The sequence below is a fragment of the Bacteroides mediterraneensis genome, assembly GCF_025993685.1.
GTDB lineage: Bacteria > Bacteroidota > Bacteroidia > Bacteroidales > Bacteroidaceae > Phocaeicola > Phocaeicola mediterraneensis_A.
In genome coordinates this window covers 1,750,850-1,768,805 of sequence record NZ_DAJPEN010000001.1, presented here as the reverse complement: position 1 = coordinate 1,768,805, position 17,956 = coordinate 1,750,850, and the positions used below count along the sequence as shown (strand labels likewise).

The 17,956-nt window shown below is 52.2% G+C and carries 15 protein-coding genes; 11 read left to right on the top strand and 4 right to left on the bottom strand.

The window, feature by feature from the left end; translation table 11 throughout:
• Positions 1 to 133: 133 nt before the first annotated feature.
• Entirely contained in the window at positions 134 to 697 is a 564-nt protein-coding gene (locus OIM59_RS07435; protein WP_303895991.1) for a sugar O-acetyltransferase, read from the bottom strand.
• 192 nt (positions 698 to 889) lie between these two features.
• On the opposite strand from OIM59_RS07435, the gene OIM59_RS07430 reads away from it, so the two are divergent.
• Positions 890 to 1,576 (top strand): SGNH/GDSL hydrolase family protein, encoded by a 687-nt coding sequence (locus tag OIM59_RS07430; RefSeq protein ID WP_303895989.1) that lies wholly within the window; start codon positions 890 to 892, stop codon positions 1,574 to 1,576.
• Positions 1,577 to 1,604: 28 nt separating this feature from the next.
• On the opposite strand, the gene lipB is transcribed toward OIM59_RS07430, so the two are convergent.
• Positions 1,605 to 2,270, bottom strand: coding sequence for a lipoyl(octanoyl) transferase LipB (gene lipB / locus OIM59_RS07425; protein ID WP_303895987.1), 666 nt, complete (start codon positions 2,268 to 2,270; stop codon positions 1,605 to 1,607).
• Positions 2,271 to 2,427: 157 nt separating this feature from the next.
• On the opposite strand from lipB, the gene OIM59_RS07420 reads away from it, so the two are divergent.
• The 6 genes from OIM59_RS07420 (at position 2,428) to OIM59_RS07395 (ending at position 9,495) form a co-directional block, all read left to right on the top strand.
• Positions 2,428 to 3,294, top strand: a complete 867-nt coding sequence (locus tag OIM59_RS07420) for a DUF3298 and DUF4163 domain-containing protein (RefSeq protein ID WP_299169213.1) — start codon at positions 2,428 to 2,430, stop codon at positions 3,292 to 3,294.
• 6 nt (positions 3,295 to 3,300) lie between these two features.
• Complete coding sequence (gene rsmG, locus OIM59_RS07415) at positions 3,301 to 3,927, top strand: 16S rRNA (guanine(527)-N(7))-methyltransferase RsmG (protein WP_299169211.1); 627 nt, start codon at positions 3,301 to 3,303, stop codon at positions 3,925 to 3,927.
• A gap of 8 nt (positions 3,928 to 3,935) precedes the next feature.
• On the top strand, positions 3,936 to 4,577 hold the full coding sequence (locus OIM59_RS07410; protein WP_299169254.1) for an MBL fold metallo-hydrolase: 642 nt from the start codon (positions 3,936 to 3,938) through the stop codon (positions 4,575 to 4,577).
• Between the two features lie 43 nt (positions 4,578 to 4,620).
• The gene (gene gcvP / locus OIM59_RS07405; protein WP_303895984.1) at positions 4,621 to 7,470 is read left to right on the top strand and encodes an aminomethyl-transferring glycine dehydrogenase; all 2,850 of its coding nucleotides are present in this window, start codon (positions 4,621 to 4,623) and stop codon (positions 7,468 to 7,470) included.
• Between the two features lie 285 nt (positions 7,471 to 7,755).
• Positions 7,756 to 9,054 (top strand): phenylacetate--CoA ligase family protein, encoded by a 1,299-nt coding sequence (locus OIM59_RS07400; RefSeq protein WP_177866531.1) that lies wholly within the window; start codon positions 7,756 to 7,758, stop codon positions 9,052 to 9,054.
• Between the two features lie 12 nt (positions 9,055 to 9,066).
• Positions 9,067 to 9,495, top strand: a complete 429-nt coding sequence (locus tag OIM59_RS07395) for an amino acid-binding protein (RefSeq protein ID WP_299169206.1) — start codon at positions 9,067 to 9,069, stop codon at positions 9,493 to 9,495.
• On the opposite strand, the gene OIM59_RS07390 is transcribed toward OIM59_RS07395, so the two are convergent.
• Both OIM59_RS07390 and aspS read right to left on the bottom strand, forming a co-directional pair.
• Entirely contained in the window at positions 9,492 to 9,881 is a 390-nt protein-coding gene (locus OIM59_RS07390; protein ID WP_299169203.1) for a GtrA family protein, read from the bottom strand. The two genes, OIM59_RS07395 and OIM59_RS07390, sit on opposite strands and share 4 nt — an antisense overlap.
• Positions 9,882 to 9,920: 39 nt before the next feature.
• A complete protein-coding gene (gene aspS / locus OIM59_RS07385) occupies positions 9,921 to 11,684 on the bottom strand; it encodes an aspartate--tRNA ligase (protein ID WP_299169201.1) in 1,764 nt (587 codons plus the stop codon).
• Between the two features lie 213 nt (positions 11,685 to 11,897).
• Here aspS and trxB point away from each other — a divergent pair, with 213 nt between their 5' ends.
• The 4 genes from trxB to OIM59_RS07365 are packed head-to-tail and all read left to right on the top strand — an operon-like array spanning position 11,898 to position 17,955.
• Complete coding sequence (gene trxB / locus OIM59_RS07380) at positions 11,898 to 12,845, top strand: thioredoxin-disulfide reductase (RefSeq protein ID WP_299169199.1); 948 nt, start codon at positions 11,898 to 11,900, stop codon at positions 12,843 to 12,845.
• A gap of 31 nt (positions 12,846 to 12,876) precedes the next feature.
• Positions 12,877 to 15,696: a pitrilysin family protein gene (locus tag OIM59_RS07375; protein ID WP_299169197.1), complete on the top strand. Its 2,820-nt coding sequence runs from the start codon at positions 12,877 to 12,879 to the stop codon at positions 15,694 to 15,696.
• 24 nt (positions 15,697 to 15,720) lie between these two features.
• On the top strand, positions 15,721 to 17,214 hold the full coding sequence (locus OIM59_RS07370) for a DUF5687 family protein (RefSeq protein ID WP_299169194.1): 1,494 nt from the start codon (positions 15,721 to 15,723) through the stop codon (positions 17,212 to 17,214).
• 33 nt (positions 17,215 to 17,247) lie between these two features.
• A complete protein-coding gene (locus tag OIM59_RS07365) occupies positions 17,248 to 17,955 on the top strand; it encodes an ABC transporter ATP-binding protein (RefSeq protein WP_288353179.1) in 708 nt (235 codons plus the stop codon).
• The last annotated feature ends 1 nt before the right edge of the window (position 17,956 follow it).

Below are 17,956 nucleotides of genomic sequence, written 5' to 3'. Positions count from 1 at the left end.
TTTTACGTCTCCCTTGCGTGAAACTTACGTTTCCCGAGGCGGAAACGTAGGTTTCACACGGGGAAAACGTATGGTTCCGTGCCGGGAAACGTAAAAAACGACGAAGATGTTCCAGCTTGTCTCCTTTGCGTTTTCAGAAAATGCTCCGGATAAACTTGGCCGGCACCCCTCCTACTATCGTATTGGCCGGCACATCCTTCGTTACGACGGCCCCTGCGGCAATCACGGCACCGTCACCGATGGTGACTCCCTGCAGGATGGTACTGTTCGAGCCTACCCATACGCGTTTTCCCAGGACGATGGGAGCCGGCGTCATGGCGGAACGGCGCTCCGGGTTCAGGTCGTGGTTCAGCGTGGCGAACACCACGTTGTGCCCTATCAGGCAGCCGTCGCCCAGGGTCACTCCGCCCTGGTCCTGAAAATGGCAGCAGGCATTGATGAACACGTTCTTTCCCACGTGGATATTCTTTCCGAAATCCGTGTAGAAAGGAGGGAACACCCGGAAGGTCTCGTCTACCGGACGTCCGAAAAGGCGGGACATCAGTGCCCGGACTTCTTCCATGGTGTGATATGAGCCGTTCAGCTCGAATGTTACCCGGCGGGCTTCATCACTCATCCGGTCCAGAAATTCCTGTATTTCAGGGGTATCCAGCGGACGACGCTGGGCTACATGCGTCAGAAAATCATTTAGTTCCATGTCTTTATGTTTTGTAAATCGGTTTCTATCCCACAAAAATACATCGGTTTGGGGAAATTTGCGGTAGACAGATTACGGATAATTTTACCCTGATTCCTTGTTTCCGGACAAAATATCCCTTATTTGTATCTTTTTTTCCCTCCGTTTTTGCTTTTTATCATGTACATTTGTGAAAACTTTAACCGAGATATCATGAGAAAAACGTATGCTATGCTGCTTCTCTTTATGATGATTTGCAGCACCGGATTTTCGCAGTACCGGAAATCCGTTTCCATTCTGGGAGATTCTTATTCCACGTTCGAGCATTATCTTCAGCCGGACACGAATACCGTGTGGTATTTCCACAAGCCGCTGAAGAAGAATGATGTGACCTCCGTCAGCCAGACGTGGTGGTACAAGTTCATTCAGGAAAGCGGATACCGCCTGTGTGTGAACAACTCTTTTTCGGGGGCTACCATCTGCCACACCGGCTACCGCAAGGCGGACTATTCCGACCGTTCGTTCGTGACGCGGATGGACAACCTGGGCTGCCCGGACATCATCCTGATATTCGGCGGGACGAACGACAGCTGGGCCGGAGCGCCCATCGGCGAATACAAGTATGCGGAGTGGACCAAGCAGGACTTGTACAGCTTCCGTCCGGCCATGGCTTATATGCTGGAGCACATCCGCTACCGCTATCCCAATGTGGAGGTGTATTTCCTGCTGAACTGCGACCTGAAGGCGGAAATCAATGAGTCCGTAAAGACTATCTGCGCACATTATCAGGTGCCCTGCATTGAGCTGAAAGGCATCGACAAGCAGAGCAGTCATCCTTCGGTAAAGGGCATGCAGCAAATCAACGAACAGTTGAAGGCGTATTTTGCCGGTCGGCAATAATGTCGCAGAAACGGCCTGACGGGATTCGTCAGGCCGTTTCTGTAAATAATTCCAGTATCAGCTTCTCCAGCCTGTCTTTCACTTCGTCCATCGGGACTTCCCGCTTCAGTTCCGCCTGTAGCGAAGTGACTCCTTTGTCGATGAATCCGCAGGGATGGATGTAGCTGAAATACCTTAAATCTGTATTCACATTGAGGGCCAGTCCGTGCATCGTCACGAAATGGCTGCTTCTCACGCCCATGGCACAGATTTTACGCTCTTCGGGCGTACCGGTGGCCAGCCACACGCCCGTGGCCCCGTTCACTCTTCCGGCCTCAATGCCGTACTGTCCGCACAGGCGGATGACGGCTTCTTCCAGCAGGTGCAGGTATTCCTTCAGTCCCAGGTGGAAGTCTTCCAGGTTCAGAATCGGATAGCACACCCATTGCCCCGGTCCGTGGTAGGTGATGTCCCCTCCCCGGTCCACCTGGAACAGTTCGGCATGAATGGTCTGTAACTGCATGGGGTTCAGCAGCATGTTGGCAGCCTTGCCGTGTTTGCCCAGCGTGTACACATGCGGATGCTGGCAGAAGATAATCCGGTTGGTATAGGGCTTTCCGTGGAGCTTCGCCTCAATCAGCTGGTCGAAAAGAGCAGTTTGTCGCTGCCAGGCTTCTGCATAGGAAATAAGTCCCCAGTTTTCTATTGTAATCATGGTATTCAATTCTTGATAGGTTACATTTTGCAAAGAAAAAGTTTTTCCGTGGGAATGGCAAAGATTTACAAAAAGAATTCCTTTTTCCATGACAATTCGGGAAGTTATGCTATATTTGTAAGAGTATAAATCATTTGCTGATTATAAACCTCTGAATATGATGAAAGAAATACAAGGAGGAATCTTTTCCTTCATTTTATGTGGAGCGCTTTCCACGGTGATGCTGCCGGGATGTACCGGAAAACATTCCGCCGGAAAGGACGGAGTTTCAGTCGATTCTGTGCTGGCGGATACGACCGTGTATCTGGATGCGTCCAACCCCAAGGCTCCCCAATGTCAGATTAAAATCAATTTCAAATATTTACGCTCGTCCGAAGCGAACGATTCGCTGACGGAAGTCATCAACAAGGTGCTGGAAGAAGCGTTCTCGAGCGCCCATGCCGGAGCTGCTTCTCCGCAGGCCTTCGTGTCTGCCATCAAGGAAAGTCTGGCGAGCGATTACCTGAAAGACGTGCAGAAAAATTATGAAACGGATGTGAAGAACGGCATGAAGGAAGACGAGATTCCCGGCTGGTATAATTATGAATATGAGATAAATTCTGAACTAACGGAGGGAAAAGACAGCATCTGGAATTACTCGGTGGCTACCTTCCAGTATACCGGAGGGGCGCATCCCAGCAGTTGGGGGTATTGGGTCAATGTAGATACCCGCAGCGGACGCAAGCTGAGCAAGGAAGACGTGTTCCGCAAAGGGACGGACGAAGAAATATGCAAGCGGATATTCGTCAGACTGCTGGAGGAGGCGAACAGAAAGCTGGAGACCGATACGCTGACCTGTCTGGAAGGCTTGAACCAGATGGGCATCCTGCTGGACACGGATTTGTACGTGCCCGATAATTTCCGGCTCGGAAAAGACGGGGTGACTTTCCTCTACAACCAGTATGACATCGCTCCTCGCCCGATGGGACAGTTCGAACTGACGGTGCCCTATGAAGAAATAAACACTTACTTAATCAAGAAATAATCGTACATGGATATCATTTTGAAATATTTTCCCGACCTGACCGAGACGCAGAAACAGCAGTTTGCGGCGTTGTATGACTTGTATACTGACTGGAACAGCAAAATCAACGTGATTTCACGCAAGGACATCACCAATCTGTATGAGCATCATGTGCTGCATTCGCTGGGCATCGCAAAAATCATTCATTTCCGTCCAGGGACCGAGGTCATGGACCTGGGCACGGGAGGAGGTTTTCCCGGCATTCCGCTGGCTATCCTGTTTCCCGACACGCATTTCCATCTGGTGGACAGCATCGGCAAGAAGGTGAAGGTGGCCACGGAAATCGCGCAGGCCATCGGACTGAAGAACGTGACAACCCGCCACTGCCGTGCCGAAGAGGAGAAACAGCAGTTCGACTTTGTGGTGAGCCGGGCGGTGATGCCGCTCACCGACCTGCTGAAGATTATCCGGAAGAATATCCGGAAGGAACAGCACAATGTCCTCCCCAACGGACTGATTTGCCTGAAGGGCGGAGAATTGGACAGAGAGGTCATGCCGGTGAAGCACCAGACGCTCATTTATGACTTGAAGGACTATTTTGAGGAAGAATTTTTCGAGACCAAGAAAGTGGTATATGTAACCATTAACGGATAAATCGTATGCTGAAAATAAAATCATTTGAATTCAATATGTTTCCGGTCAACTGCTACGTGGTGTGGGACGAGGAGACATTGCAGGCAGCCGTCATTGATGCCGGATGCTACTACAAGGAAGAACAGCAGGCGTTGAAGAAGTTTATTGCAGACAACGGGCTGACGGTGTGCCATCTGCTGAACACGCACCTGCACCTGGACCATGTGTTCGGCAATGCGTTCATGCTCCGGGAGTTTGGGCTGCGTACGGAAGCCAGCGAGCAGGATGCGTTTCTCCTGCCGCGCATCGGAGAGTATTGCCGGATGTTCGGCTTCCCGTTGAACGAGGAAGCGCCTGCCATGGGCAACGCTCTCCACGACGGGGATGTCGTGCCGGTGGGCAACCAGGAGCTGAAGGTGATTGCCGTGCCGGGTCATTCGCCGGGCGGGCTGGTGTTCTATTGCGAGGCGCAGCACTGCATGTTCAGCGGTGATGTCTTGTTCCGGGGCAGTATCGGACGGGCCGACCTGGAAGGGGGCAACTTCGAACAGCTGCGCGACAGTGTCATGTCGCGGTTGCTGGTGCTTCCCGATGAAACAGTGGTCTATCCGGGACATGGAAACTCCACGACCATCGGCTATGAGAAGATGAACAATCCTTTCTTCCGTTGAAAAGCCGTTTTTTTACCTGAAACCATAAATCTTAGTATAAATCATGAAAACAACGACATTCGCAAACCGACACATCGGCATCGGGGAAAAAGAACTTCCCCTGATGCTGGAAAAAATTGGGGTCAAAAGCCTGGATGAACTGATTGACAAGACCATTCCGGCCAATATCCGGTTGAAGGAACCGCTGAAACTGGCTCCTGCCATGACGGAACGTGAATTTGCCACGCACATCGGCCATCTGGCCGCCCAGAACAAATTATATAAGACGTACATCGGATGCGGGTGGTATGACACCGTGACTCCGGCGGTCATCCAGCGCAACGTGTTCGAGAATCCGGTGTGGTACACCTCCTACACGCCCTATCAGGCGGAAATCTCCCAGGGACGTCTGGAGGCCCTGCTGAATTTCCAGACGGTAATCAGTGACCTGACGGCCATGCCGCTGGCCAACTGTTCCTTGCTGGATGAGGCGACCGCGGCGGCGGAAGCGGCTACGATGATGCACGGACTCAGAAGCCGTGCCCAGCAGAAGGCCCAGGCCAACGTGCTGTTCGTCGACGAGGAAATCTTCCCGCAAGACCTGGCGGTAATCCGTACCCGTGCCCTTCCGCAGGGCATCACGGTCAAGGTGGGCAGTTATAAAAAACTGGCCTTCACACCCGATATGTTCGGCTGCATCGTGCAGTATCCGAACAACAGCGGCAGCATTGAAGACTACCGGGCCTTTACGGAACAGGCGCATGCCGCCGGATGCAAGGTGGCCGTGGCTGCCGATATCCTCTCGCTGGCCATCCTGGTGCCGCCCGGAGAATGGGGAGCCGACATCGTGTTCGGAAGCGCCCAGCGTTTGGGTACGCCGATGTTCTACGGAGGTCCTTCGGCAGCGTACTTCGCCACACGGGATGAGTACAAGCGTAACATGCCGGGACGCATCATCGGCTTGTCGAAGGACAAGTACGGCCGTCTGTGCTACCGTATGGCCTTGCAGACCCGCGAACAGCACATCAAACGGGAAAAAGCCACTTCCAACATTTGTACGGCACAGGCTTTGCTGGCCACGATGTCGGGATTCTACGCCGTGTACCACGGACCGGAAGGTATCCGGGAGATTGCGGAGCAGGTGCACGCCGTGGCGGTCTGGCTGGCCGAACAGCTGGTATGTCTGGGCTACAAGCTGCGTCACGACACGTTCTTCGATACCCTGAGAATCCAGTTGCCCGACCATGTGACGCTGCAGGAAGTACGTACCATCGCTTTGGGAAAAGAAATCAACCTGCGCTATTTCGGCAATGGAGACGTAGGTATCAGTGTAGACGAGACGACGACCACGTCCGATGCCAAACGGCTTGTCAACCTCTTTGCCGTGGCGGCCGAAGAACCGATGCATGAAGCCAAACCGATTCCGGCAACGGCTTCCCTGCCGGAAGTCTTCCAGCGCAAGAGTGCGTACCTCACCCATGAGGTGTTCCATAAATACCATACGGAAACGGAGATGATGCGCTACATCAAGCGTCTGGAACGTAAGGATATTTCGTTGGCACATTCCATGATTTCACTAGGCTCCTGCACCATGAAGCTGAATGCGGCGGCCGAAATGTTGCCGCTGAGCAATGCGACTTGGATGAACATGCATCCGCTGGTGCCGGAAGACCAGGCAGCAGGCTATCAGACGTTGATTCAGAACCTGTGCGAACAGCTGAAAACCATCACGGGTTTTGCGGGAGTGTCTCTCCAGCCGAATTCCGGAGCTGCGGGTGAATATACGGGATTGCGTGTCATCCGGAGCTATCTGGAAAGCATCGGACAGGGACACCGTCATCTGGTCTTGATTCCGGCATCGGCCCATGGCACCAATCCGGCTTCTGCCGTACAGGCGGGTTATGAGCCGCTGACTTGCGCCTGCGACGAGTACGGAAACGTCGACCTGAACGACTTGCGGGAGAAGGCGGAAGCACACAAGGACGAACTGGCTGCGCTGATGATTACGTATCCGTCTACCCACGGTATTTTTGAAGAGGAAATCAAGGAGATATGCCGGATTATCCATGCGTGCGGCGCACAGGTGTACATGGATGGCGCGAACATGAACGGACAGGTGGGCCTGACGAATCCGGGTACCATCGGGGCCGATTTGTGTCACCTGAACCTGCACAAGACCTTTGCCAGCCCGCACGGAGGTGGCGGTCCGGGTGTGGGGCCGATTTGTGTGTCCGAACACTTGGTGCCTTTCCTTCCGGGACATGTCAGTCTGGGCAATCCGACGAATGAAGTGTCGGCGGCACCTTACGGAAGTGCGGGTATCCTGCCTATCACTTATGGGTACATCTGCATGATGGGTGCCGAGGGACTGAAGAAAGCCACGCAGGTGGCCATTCTCAACGCGAACTACCTGGCTGCCTGCCTGAAGGATGCGTATGGAGTGGTGTACCGCGGCAAGAATGGTTTCGTGGGACACGAAATGATTCTGGAGTGCCGGAAGCTGCACGAGGAAAGCGGTATCTCGGAAAATGATATCTCCAAGCGTCTGATGGACTACGGTTACCATGCGCCTACCCTCTCCTTCCCGGTACACGGCACGCTGATGATTGAGCCGACCGAAAGTGAAAGCAAGGCTGAACTGGATAATTTCATCGAGGTCATGGTACATATCCGGGAAGAGATTGCCGAGATTGAAAGCGGAAAGGCCGACAAGGAAGACAACGTACTGGTGAACTCGCCGCATCCGGAGTACGAGATTGTGGGCGACAACTGGACGCATCCTTACAGCCGGGAAAAGGCGGCCTACCCGATTCAGAGTGTGCGCGACAACAAGTTCTGGATTAATGTGGCCCGCATCGACAACACGTTGGGCGACCGGAAGCTGCTGCCTACGCGCTACGGGAGTTTTGAGTAAATCACTGTGAGGCGGTTCCGTTTTCCGGGTCGCTTCTGTACGAAATAAAAAGGGCCGTTGCATTTCTTCGTCCGTGAGGGAGGCAGCGGCTCTTTTTATATATCGGCTGGAAGTCGGTTGTCTTCAGAAAAGAGCCGCCGGAACCATGGAACCGACTGTTTCCCTCTGTCAAATTTAAAGCATTTCTACTTTTGTGCAATAAAAATGAAAGTTTTTGTTGGGCTTCAGTTTATTATTTCTATATTTGTAGGCCAAATAACAGAAAACAACATGAGAAACACACAAATGTACTTGCATCCTGAAGTGGAAACGATGTCGAGACCGGACATCGAGAAACTTCAGCTGCAGCGGTTGAAAGCAACTATCAACCGTTGCATGCATTCTCCTTTTTATAAGGAACGCTTTCAGCAATGCGGAATCAAACCAGAAGATATACAGTCGTTGGAGGATTTGCAACGCATTCCCTTCACCACCAAACAGGATTTGCGCGACCATTATCCTTTCGGACTCTCTGCCGTGCCGTTGGAGGAAGTGGTACGCCTGCATTCGTCCAGTGGCACCACGGGTACTCCGACCGTCATCCTACACACACAGCACGATTTGGAGGAATGGGCCAATGCCGTGGCCCGCTGCCTGTATATGGTGGGACTCCGCAAGGGCGATATTTTCCAGAACTCTTCGGGCTACGGCATGTTTACCGGGGGATTGGGATTCCAGTATGGGGCTGAACGCTTGGGCATGCTGACCGTTCCCGCGGCGGCCGGCAATACCAAACGCCAGATTAAGTTCATCACCGACTTCGGTACCACGGCCCTGCATGCCATTCCGAGTTATGCCGGACGCCTGTATGAGGTGATGCAGGAAATGCACATCGACCCGCGGCGGGATACGCACCTCAAGACCTTGATTATCGGGGCGGAACCTCATTCCGACGAGCAGCGCCGGCGCATAGAGAACATGTTGGGCGTCAAGGCCTACAATTCTTTCGGCATGTCGGAGATGTGTGGTCCGGGGGTGGCCTTCGAATGTCCGGAGCAGAACGGACTCCACATCTGGGAGGACTATTACATTGTGGAGATTGTAGACCCCGTGACATTGGAACCGGTGCCCGAAGGCGAAGTGGGCGAATTGGTGCTGACCACCATCAACCGGGAGGCGATGCCGTTGCTCCGCTACCGTACGCGCGACCTGACCCGTATCTTGCCGGGTGACTGTCCCTGCGGACGTCATCACAAGCGGCTCGACCGGATGAAGGGACGCAGCGACGACATGATGATTCTCAAGGGTGTGAACATCTTCCCCATCCAGATTGAAAACATTCTGTTGCAGTTCAAGGAGCTGGGCAACGAGTACCTCATCACCCTGACCAACCTCGATGCCAACGACGAAATGACGGTGGAAGTGGAATTGAACGATTTTACCGACGATTATGGCTTCCTTCAGAACCTGACCAAGGAAATCACCCGCCAGCTGAAGGACGAGATTCTGATTACTCCGCGCGTCAAGCTCGTACCCAAGGGAAGCCTGCCCGTACAGGAAGGCAAGGCTGTGCGCGTGAAAGATTTACGAAAGACATTGATTTAAAAAGAAAAAGATATGACCATACACCAGTTGTCTGTTTTTGTAGAGAACAAGTCGGGCACCCTGTTGCAGGTGCTCGAACTGTTGAAGGAAGCCCACATTCAGTTGATTGCTTCCACCATTTCCGATACCGTGGAATACGGCATCTACCGCATCATCTGTTCCGAACCCCTCCGGGCCTTCCACGTGTTGAAGGATGCCGGCATCTCGGCCAACGTGTCCGAAGTGTTTGCCATCAGTCTGGACAACGAGCCGGGGCGGGCAGCCGACGCCATCCGCAGCTTCAGTGAGACGGGCATAGGTATCTCCTACCTCTATTCCTTCCTGTTGGGCGGAAAAGGTATTTTGGTGTTCCGCACCGACAATCCGGAGAAGACGCGTGAAGTCATTCTGGAGCGCAGGTTGCGTTACATTGAAGAAAAAAACTTGACAGAGATGGGTTAACGGAACGTCAGGCGGCGGTTGCAGATGAAATTGACGGCGCCATAAACGAAGAGTCCGAGGAATTGTGCCAGATACTCGTTGCAGTGAAGAAGCTCCACGAGCATCAGCAGGAAAAGAAATTGTGCACTGTAGGCCAGTGCGAAAGCACCAATAAAAAATAGCATCTGATGCCAGATGCTATTTTTTTTGTCATCTGTTTCAAGCGGGAAAATCCAATATTTGCACCCAATGAAGTTGTGAATCTGCGCCACGATGTACGCACATATATTTGCGATAATATAGCTCTCGCCCTCGATGTGCATCAATAGCCAGACCACCACCGCTGCAATCAAGGCATTGAGCGTACCTACTATGGCAAAGCGTATCACCCGTACAGATTCCTTCATTCGGTTCCTTTCTCTTGTTTTTCCGTTTGAAACGTGTCTTTATTTATTTTCGTCAAGATCGATTTTCAGATGCAGCTCATCCAGCTGTTTCTGGTCGAGGAATCCAGGCGCATCCAGCATCACGTCACGCCCGGAGTTGTTCTTCGGGAAGGCAATACAGTCGCGGATAGAATCCAAGCCGGCAAACAGAGATACCCAGCGGTCGAGTCCGTAAGCCAGACCTCCGTGAGGGGGTGCACCGAACTTGAAGGCGTTCATCAGGAAGCCGAACTGTTCCTGTGCCTTTTCCGGAGTAAAGCCGAGGATTTCGAACATCTTGGCCTGCAGTGCAGAGTCGTGGATACGGATAGAACCTCCACCCACTTCCACACCGTTGACTACCATGTCGTAGGCATCGGCACGAACGGCTGCCGGATCAGTATCCAGCAAAGGAATATCCTCGTCTTTCGGATGAGTGAACGGATGGTGCATAGCCATCAGACGGCCTTCTTCTTCGCTCCATTCGAACATCGGGAAATCCACCACCCACAGGCAAGCGAATTTGTTCTTGTCGCGCAGGCCCAGCTGGTTACCCATCTCCAAACGAAGTTCACAAAGCTGCTTACGGGTCTTCATGGCATCGTCACCACTCAGAATCAGAATCAGGTCACCCGGTTTGGCACCGAAGGCTTCTTTCATCTTCTGCAGTACTTCCTGGCTGTAGAACTTGTCGACGCTTGACTTCACTGTACCGTCGGCTTCGATGCGGGCATATACCATACCTTTGGCACCAATCTGCGGACGTTTCACGAATTCAGTCAGGTGATCCAGCTGTTTGCGGGTATAGTGAGCGGCTCCTTCTGCGCAGATACCGCCGATGTAGGCTGCATTGTCGAATACAGAGAAACCGTAACCTTTCAGCACGTCCATCAGTTCCACGAACTTCATGCCGAAACGCAAATCCGGTTTGTCGCTTCCGTAGTACTTCATGGCATCTGCCCACGGCATCCGCTGGAACGGTTCGGTCAGTTCCACGCCACGCAGTTCCTTGAACAGGTGCTTGGCCATGCCTTCAAACATATTGATAATGTCTTCCTGTTCCACGAAACTCATTTCGCAGTCAATCTGAGTGAACTCCGGCTGACGGTCGGCACGAAGGTCCTCGTCGCGGAAACACTTCACAATCTGGAAATAACGGTCGAAACCGGAAACCATCAGCAACTGCTTCAGAGTCTGCGGAGACTGAGGCAGGGCGTAGAACTGTCCCGGGTTCATACGAGAAGGCACTACGAAGTCGCGCGCACCTTCCGGAGTAGAACCGATCAGCATCGGAGTTTCCACTTCCAGGAAGCCTTTGCTGTCCAGATAGCGGCGCACTTCCATCGTCATGCGGTGACGGAGTTCCAGGTTCTTGCGTACGGCTGTACGGCGCAAGTCCAGGTAACGGTATTTCATACGAAGGTCATCTCCTCCGTCCGTATTGTCTTCAATGGTGAAAGGCGGTGTCTGTGCCGTGTTCAGAATATTCAGTTCCGATACGATGATTTCAATCTCTCCCGTCGGGATGTTGGCATTTTTGCTGGAGCGTTCGCTCACCGTTCCCTTTACCTGAATCACGTATTCACGTCCCAGGTGGTTGGCACGCTCACAAAGTTCGGCATTCACCTCGGTGTTGAACACCAGCTGCGTGATGCCATAACGGTCGCGGAGGTCTACAAATGTCATTCCTCCCATTTTACGTGTACGCTGCACCCATCCGGCCAGTGTCACGTTCTTGCCTGCGTCGGCGAGTCGCAACTCACCGCAAGTATGACTTCTAAACATATCCTTATTTAAATGTTAGTTTTATCTTTTTGACAGGCAAAGGTAGCACGTATTTTTCATTTATGCAATAAAAACCCGTATCCAAAGGACAAATATGAATGAATAAAGGATGCATATTTTCGAAAAATCCACAAGCGGTTGTAAGGATTATTCCAAAAAATATATATTTTTGCTCAACAATAACTCGATTAAGATAATTTTATTTCATTATTTATGGCAACAGAACATGTAAAATGCCTGATCATCGGATCAGGACCTGCAGGATACACGGCAGCCATCTACACCAGCCGTGCCAATCTTTCTCCCGTACTTTATGAAGGTATCCAACCCGGCGGACAGCTGACCATCACGACTGAAGTGGAAAATTTCCCCGGCTATCCGGAAGGGGTGACCGGCCCCGTGCTGATGGACGACCTGAAGAAGCAGGCGGAACGCTTCGGAGCCGATATCCGTAACGGAATTGTCACAAAGGCCGACCTGAGCAAGGCCCCCTACACTTTCGTGGTAGACGATGAGAAAGAAATCACCGCCGATACCGTCATCATTTCTACCGGTGCCACAGCCAAATACCTGGGACTGGAAGACGAGAAGAAATACGCCGGTATAGGGGTAAGCGCATGCGCCACATGCGACGGGTTCTTCTACCGCAAGAAAACCGTGGCTGTAGTGGGCGGCGGCGACACAGCCTGTGAAGAAGCTATCTATCTGGCAGGACTGGCCAGCAAGGTGTATCTGGTGGTGCGCAAGCCTTATCTCCGTGCCTCCAAAATCATGCAGGAACGCGTGATGAACCATCCGAATATTACGGTATTGTTTGAACATAATGCCGTAGGCCTGTTCGGTGAGAACGGTGTGGAAGGCATGCACGTAGTGAAACGTATGGGTGAACCCGACGAAGAACGCTACGACGTAGCCATCGACGGATTCTTCCTGGCCATTGGTCACAAACCTAATTCAGACATCTTTAAGCCGTGGGTAACCACCGATGAAACCGGTTACATCGTGACGGAAGGCAATACTCCCTGCACAGGGATTCCGGGGGTATTCGCTGCCGGTGACGTAGCCGATCCGCATTATCGGCAGGCCATCACAGCCGCCGGAAGCGGATGCAAGGCAGCCATTGAGGCAGAACGTTACCTGTCGGCCAACGGACTTCTCTAATCTTATTCACAATCTAATCAAAAAAATTACAATGAAGGTTTTTAAACTGAAAAGAACTGTGGCGGCAGTTATCTTGGTGGGAGGTGCCATGACGGCCTTCGCACAGCAGATGCCGCCCATCCCTACCGATCCCAATGTGCGCATCGGTAAGTTGGACAACGGATTGACCTACTACATCCGTCACAACGAGTTGCCGGAACATCAAGCCGACTTCTACATTGCGCAGAAAGTAGGTTCTATCCTGGAGGAAGACGACCAGCGCGGTCTGGCCCACTTCCTGGAGCACATGTGTTTCAACGGAACTACGCATTTCCCCGGCAACTTGCTTCGGGAGTATCTGGAAAGCATCGGCGTGAAGTTCGGTGCCAACCTGAACGCCTACACTTCGGTAGACGAAACTGTGTACAATATTAATAATGTGCCGGTCATCCGCGACGGAATCATCGACTCCTGTCTGTTGATTCTGCACGACTGGGCCAACGACCTGACCCTCGACCCGAAGGAAATCGACAAGGAACGTGGTGTGATTCACGAAGAATGGCGTACCCGTTCAGGTGCCATGATGCGTATGTACGAAAAGGTGTTCCCTGTCATCTACAAGGACAGCAAGTATGCCTACCGTCTGCCTATCGGTACTATGGAAGTGGTCGACAATTTCCCTTACCAGGCTTTGAGAGACTATTATGAGAAATGGTATCGTCCCGACCAGCAAGGTATTATCGTGGTGGGCGACATCAACGTGGACAGCATCGAAAACAAAATCAAACGCATGTTCTCGCCCATCGAGATGCCGGCCAATGCCGCCGAACGCAAATACTTTCCGGTGCCCGACAACGACGAGCCGATTATCACCGTGGCCAAGGACAAGGAACAGCAGGTACCTATTGTTTATCTGATGCACAAGCATGACGCCGTGCCCAACGACCAGAAGAACAACATGGGATATCTGGTGATGAACTACATGATTTCTTCCATCGAAAGCATGCTCAACAGCCGTTTGAATGAGCTGACCCAGCAGGCCAATCCACCGTTCATTGAAGCAGGTGTGGGCGATGGCGACTTCATTGTGGCCAAGACCAAGGATGCGTTCATGGCGTATGCGGCTGCCAAGGAAGACGGTATCCTCCTGACAACTGAAACCCTGATGCGCGAACTGGAACGTGTGCGTCAGTTCGGATTTACGGCCAGCGAATATGCCCGTGCCAAAGCGGATTACCTGCGCGGACTGGAATCTGCCTACAACGAACGCAACAAACAGCGCAACGGTGCTTACGTAAACGAATATGTGCGCAACTTCATTGACAACGAACCGATTCCGGGTATCGAGAATGAATATGCCATCATGAACCAGGTGGTGCCGAACATTCCGGTGGACGCCATCAACCAGGTAATGAAGCAGCTCATCACCGAAAAGAACGTGGTGCTCAGTGTATTCTGCCCTGAGAAGGAAGGCATGAAATATCCGACGGAAGCCGAACTGAAAGCTGTATTGGATAAGGTGAAAGCTGAAAAACTGACCGCTTATGTGGACAAGGTTTCCGACGAACCGCTGATAAAAGAAAAACCGCAGGCCGGAAAGGTAGTCAAGACAGAACAAGGTGTGTTCGGTTCTACTATCCTGACCCTGAGCAACGGTGTGCGTGTCATCCTGAAACCGACCGATTTCAAGGCCGATGAAGTACGTATGCAGGCCTTCAGCCCGGGTGGAACTTCTCTGTTCGACGACAAGGATGTACTGCAGTTTGCACTGATCAGTCAGATTGCTTCTTTGGGCGGACTGGGTAACTTCGACGCCGTAGACTTGGACAAGGTATTGGCCGGAAAAATGGCTTCTGCCAGCGCACAAGTCAATACCCTGACAGAAGGATTGTCTGGTAGCTGCTCTCCGAAAGACCTCGAAACCATGCTTCAGCTCACTTACCTGCGCTTCACGGCGCCGCGTATGGACCAGGAAGCCTTCACTTCTTTCATCACCCGTAACAAGGCGGCTCTGGCCAACCAGGAAGCCAACCCGATGACTGCGTTCAGCGACTCTATCACCGTGGCACTCTACAACCATCATCCGCGTGCCTTGTCCATGAAAGCCGACATGCTCGACAAGATTGACTACAACAAGGTGATGGAACTGTACAAAGACCGTTTTGCCGATGCCAGCGACTTTACGTTCATCCTGGTGGGTAACATCGATGAAAAGACAGCTACTCCGCTCATCGAACAGTACCTGGGTGCCCTGCCGGCTACGAAACGCAACGAACACTTCCGCGACACCAAGATGGATATCCGCAAGGGTATGTATGAAAACAACTTCGTGAAAGAACTGGAAACTCCGAAGGCCAGCGTGCTGATGGTTTATTCCGGCGACTGCAAGTATGACATGAAGAACAAGCTGCAGATGAGCATGCTCGGACAGCTGCTCAACATGGTTTACCTGCGTACCGTACGTGAAGATGCCGGAGGAACTTACGGCGTAAGCTGCAGCGGAAGCCTGAGCAAGTATCCGAGCGAAGAAGGTGCCTTCCAGGTGTATTTCGATACTGACCCGAACCGTCGCGAAGAGATGGTGAAACTCATCAACGAAGGTATTGAAGGATTCATTGCCAACGGTCCGGAAAGCGACGACCTGAGCAAGGTGAAGGAATACATGCTGAAGACCTACAAGCAGAACCAGAAAGAAAACGGTTACTGGATGGGTATCCTGAACACGTACTACTGGGAAAATCTGGACATGAATACCGGATACGAAGAAGCAGTGAACGCCATCACCGGCGACGACCTGAAAGCCTTTGCCAAGGCCTTCTTCGGACAGAAGAACGAAGTGGAAGTCAGCATGAGTTCTCCGGTAGAAAAATAAGGAAACAGAGCAATTACTCCGCCTATGTTATTTACTGAAATACGGAGGAATCAAAAACTTGCTGCAAGGCGGAGTCCGATGTACGACCGGAACCGCTTTGCCAAGTTTCTGATTTATCTGTTTGTCGCATTTTGGGCAGCGTACCTCGTCTTAATCGGGGTTTCGCTGCCCTTTGTTTTTGAAAAGGGGTTTTCCGGAATGGAACCCTATGATGTGCTCAATGCCTGCTTGCCGGGCATCCTGTTTTTGGATTTTCTGCTGCGTTTCCTTTTCCCGACTCCTACGCAGGAAATCAAACCCTATCTCTTGTTGCCGGTCAGGAAACAACAACTGATTAATGTCCTGCTCGTACAGGTAGGACTGAAGGCGTTCAATCTGTTCTGGCTCTTTTTATTTGTACCTTTTGCGGCCATGACCGTGGTCCGTTTCTTCGGTATAGCCGGTGTCGTGGGCTATGCGGCAGGCATCTGGCTGCTGATGGTGGCCAACGCCTATTGGAGCGTACTGGTACGTACGCTGCAACGCCGTCATACGGCTTGGGTACTTCTCCCTCTCGGGTTCTATGGCCTGCAGTTACTGGCAGAATCCCTATTCCCGGAAGGAGGCATCAGCAGTTTCTTCATGACATTGGGCGAGTCCTTTATGCAAGGCCGCGTACTGGCCTATCTGGGCGTATTGGTCGTGATTGCACTATTGGGCTTCCTGAACAGCCGGGTACAGATGGCTTGTATCTATAGCGAACTGAATCGCCGGGAAAAAGTGCCGCAAAGCAAACATACCGGGCGCTACCGTTTTCTCGACCGTTTCGGACTGACGGGAGAATATATGAAACTGGAGCTGAAGATGATATTCCGCAACAATGCTCCCCGGAAAAATTTCCAGATGATGACCGTAGTCATCGTATTGTTTGCACTGAGCCTGCTGGGTCTCAGCCATGTCGGTGAGGAAGAATTTTTCGGCCTGCACCTGTATGTGGTGTATTGCTTTACGGGATACGCCATCAGCATCTTGTCGCGTATCATGGCCTATGAAGGTAACTACCTCGACGGACTGCTGATGCGCCCCGGTTCCTTGCTCTATCTGTTCCGGGCCAAATACTACGTGTATTTCCTGCTGCTGGTCATTCCGCTGGTGTGCATGCTGCCCGCGCTTATTTGGGGAGGTACCTCCGTCCTGCTGGTCTTCAGCCAGCTGGTCTACACGGCCGGTGTCACCCTTCCGGCCATCATGCTGCTGGCCCTTGTGAACCGGAAGACCGCCCCGCTGGACGCTTCCCTCATGGGAAAAGGTCAGTGGAACTCTCCTTATCAGGCCTTGAGCGTAGCCTTTGCCTTTTTTATGCCGATAGCCCTCTGCCGCATCCTGTTCTTGTGGATGGAACCCTCTACGGGCTATCTGGTCTGTGCCCTGCTGGGCCTGCCGGGCATCCTGCTTCATCCCCTTTGGTGCAGGGCGCTCTACCGGAAAGTGCTCCGGAAGCGACATTCACTTTTGGAGAATCTGCGCGAAACGAGGTAACTTTTTATTTGTAACCAATCACAATGAATCCTTATGGAAATCAAGATACAGAACTTGAAAAAAACGTATGGCAGCAAAACGGCTGTCGATATTCCCGACTACACCCTGCAAGAGCCCGAGATACTGGGCCTGATGGGCAACAACGGTGCCGGAAAGACCACACTCTTCCGCCTGATGCTCGATTTGCTGAAGGCCGACAGCGGGAGCGTGTGCCTGGATGGCACCGACGTGTCACAAAGTGAAGAGTGGAAATTGCGTGTGGGAGCCTATATGGACGAGAGTTTTCTGATAGATTACCTCACCCCCGAAGAATATTTCCAGTTCTGCGGACGCATGTATGGGTTCGATGCCGCTACCCTTCATGAGCGCATCCATCGCTATGAACGTTTTCTGGGCGATGAAATCCTGAAAGAAAAGAAATACATCCGCAACCTTTCCGCCGGGAACAAGCAGAAGATGGGTATCGTCACCGCCCTGCTTCACAATCCGGAACTCGTCATTCTGGACGAGCCGTTCAACTTCCTCGACCCAACTTCACAGTCGCTGCTCAAGCACTTGCTCCAGCATTATTACGAGGAGCATAAAGCCACTATCCTTGTGTCCAGCCACAACCTGAGCCACACCGTGGACCTCAGTACCCGTATTGTGTTGTTGGAACAGGGGCACCTGCTTCGCGACCTTGACAATGCCGACGGTGCCGCAGGAAAAGAGCTGGAAGACTATTTCGAGGTGAAGGAATAAA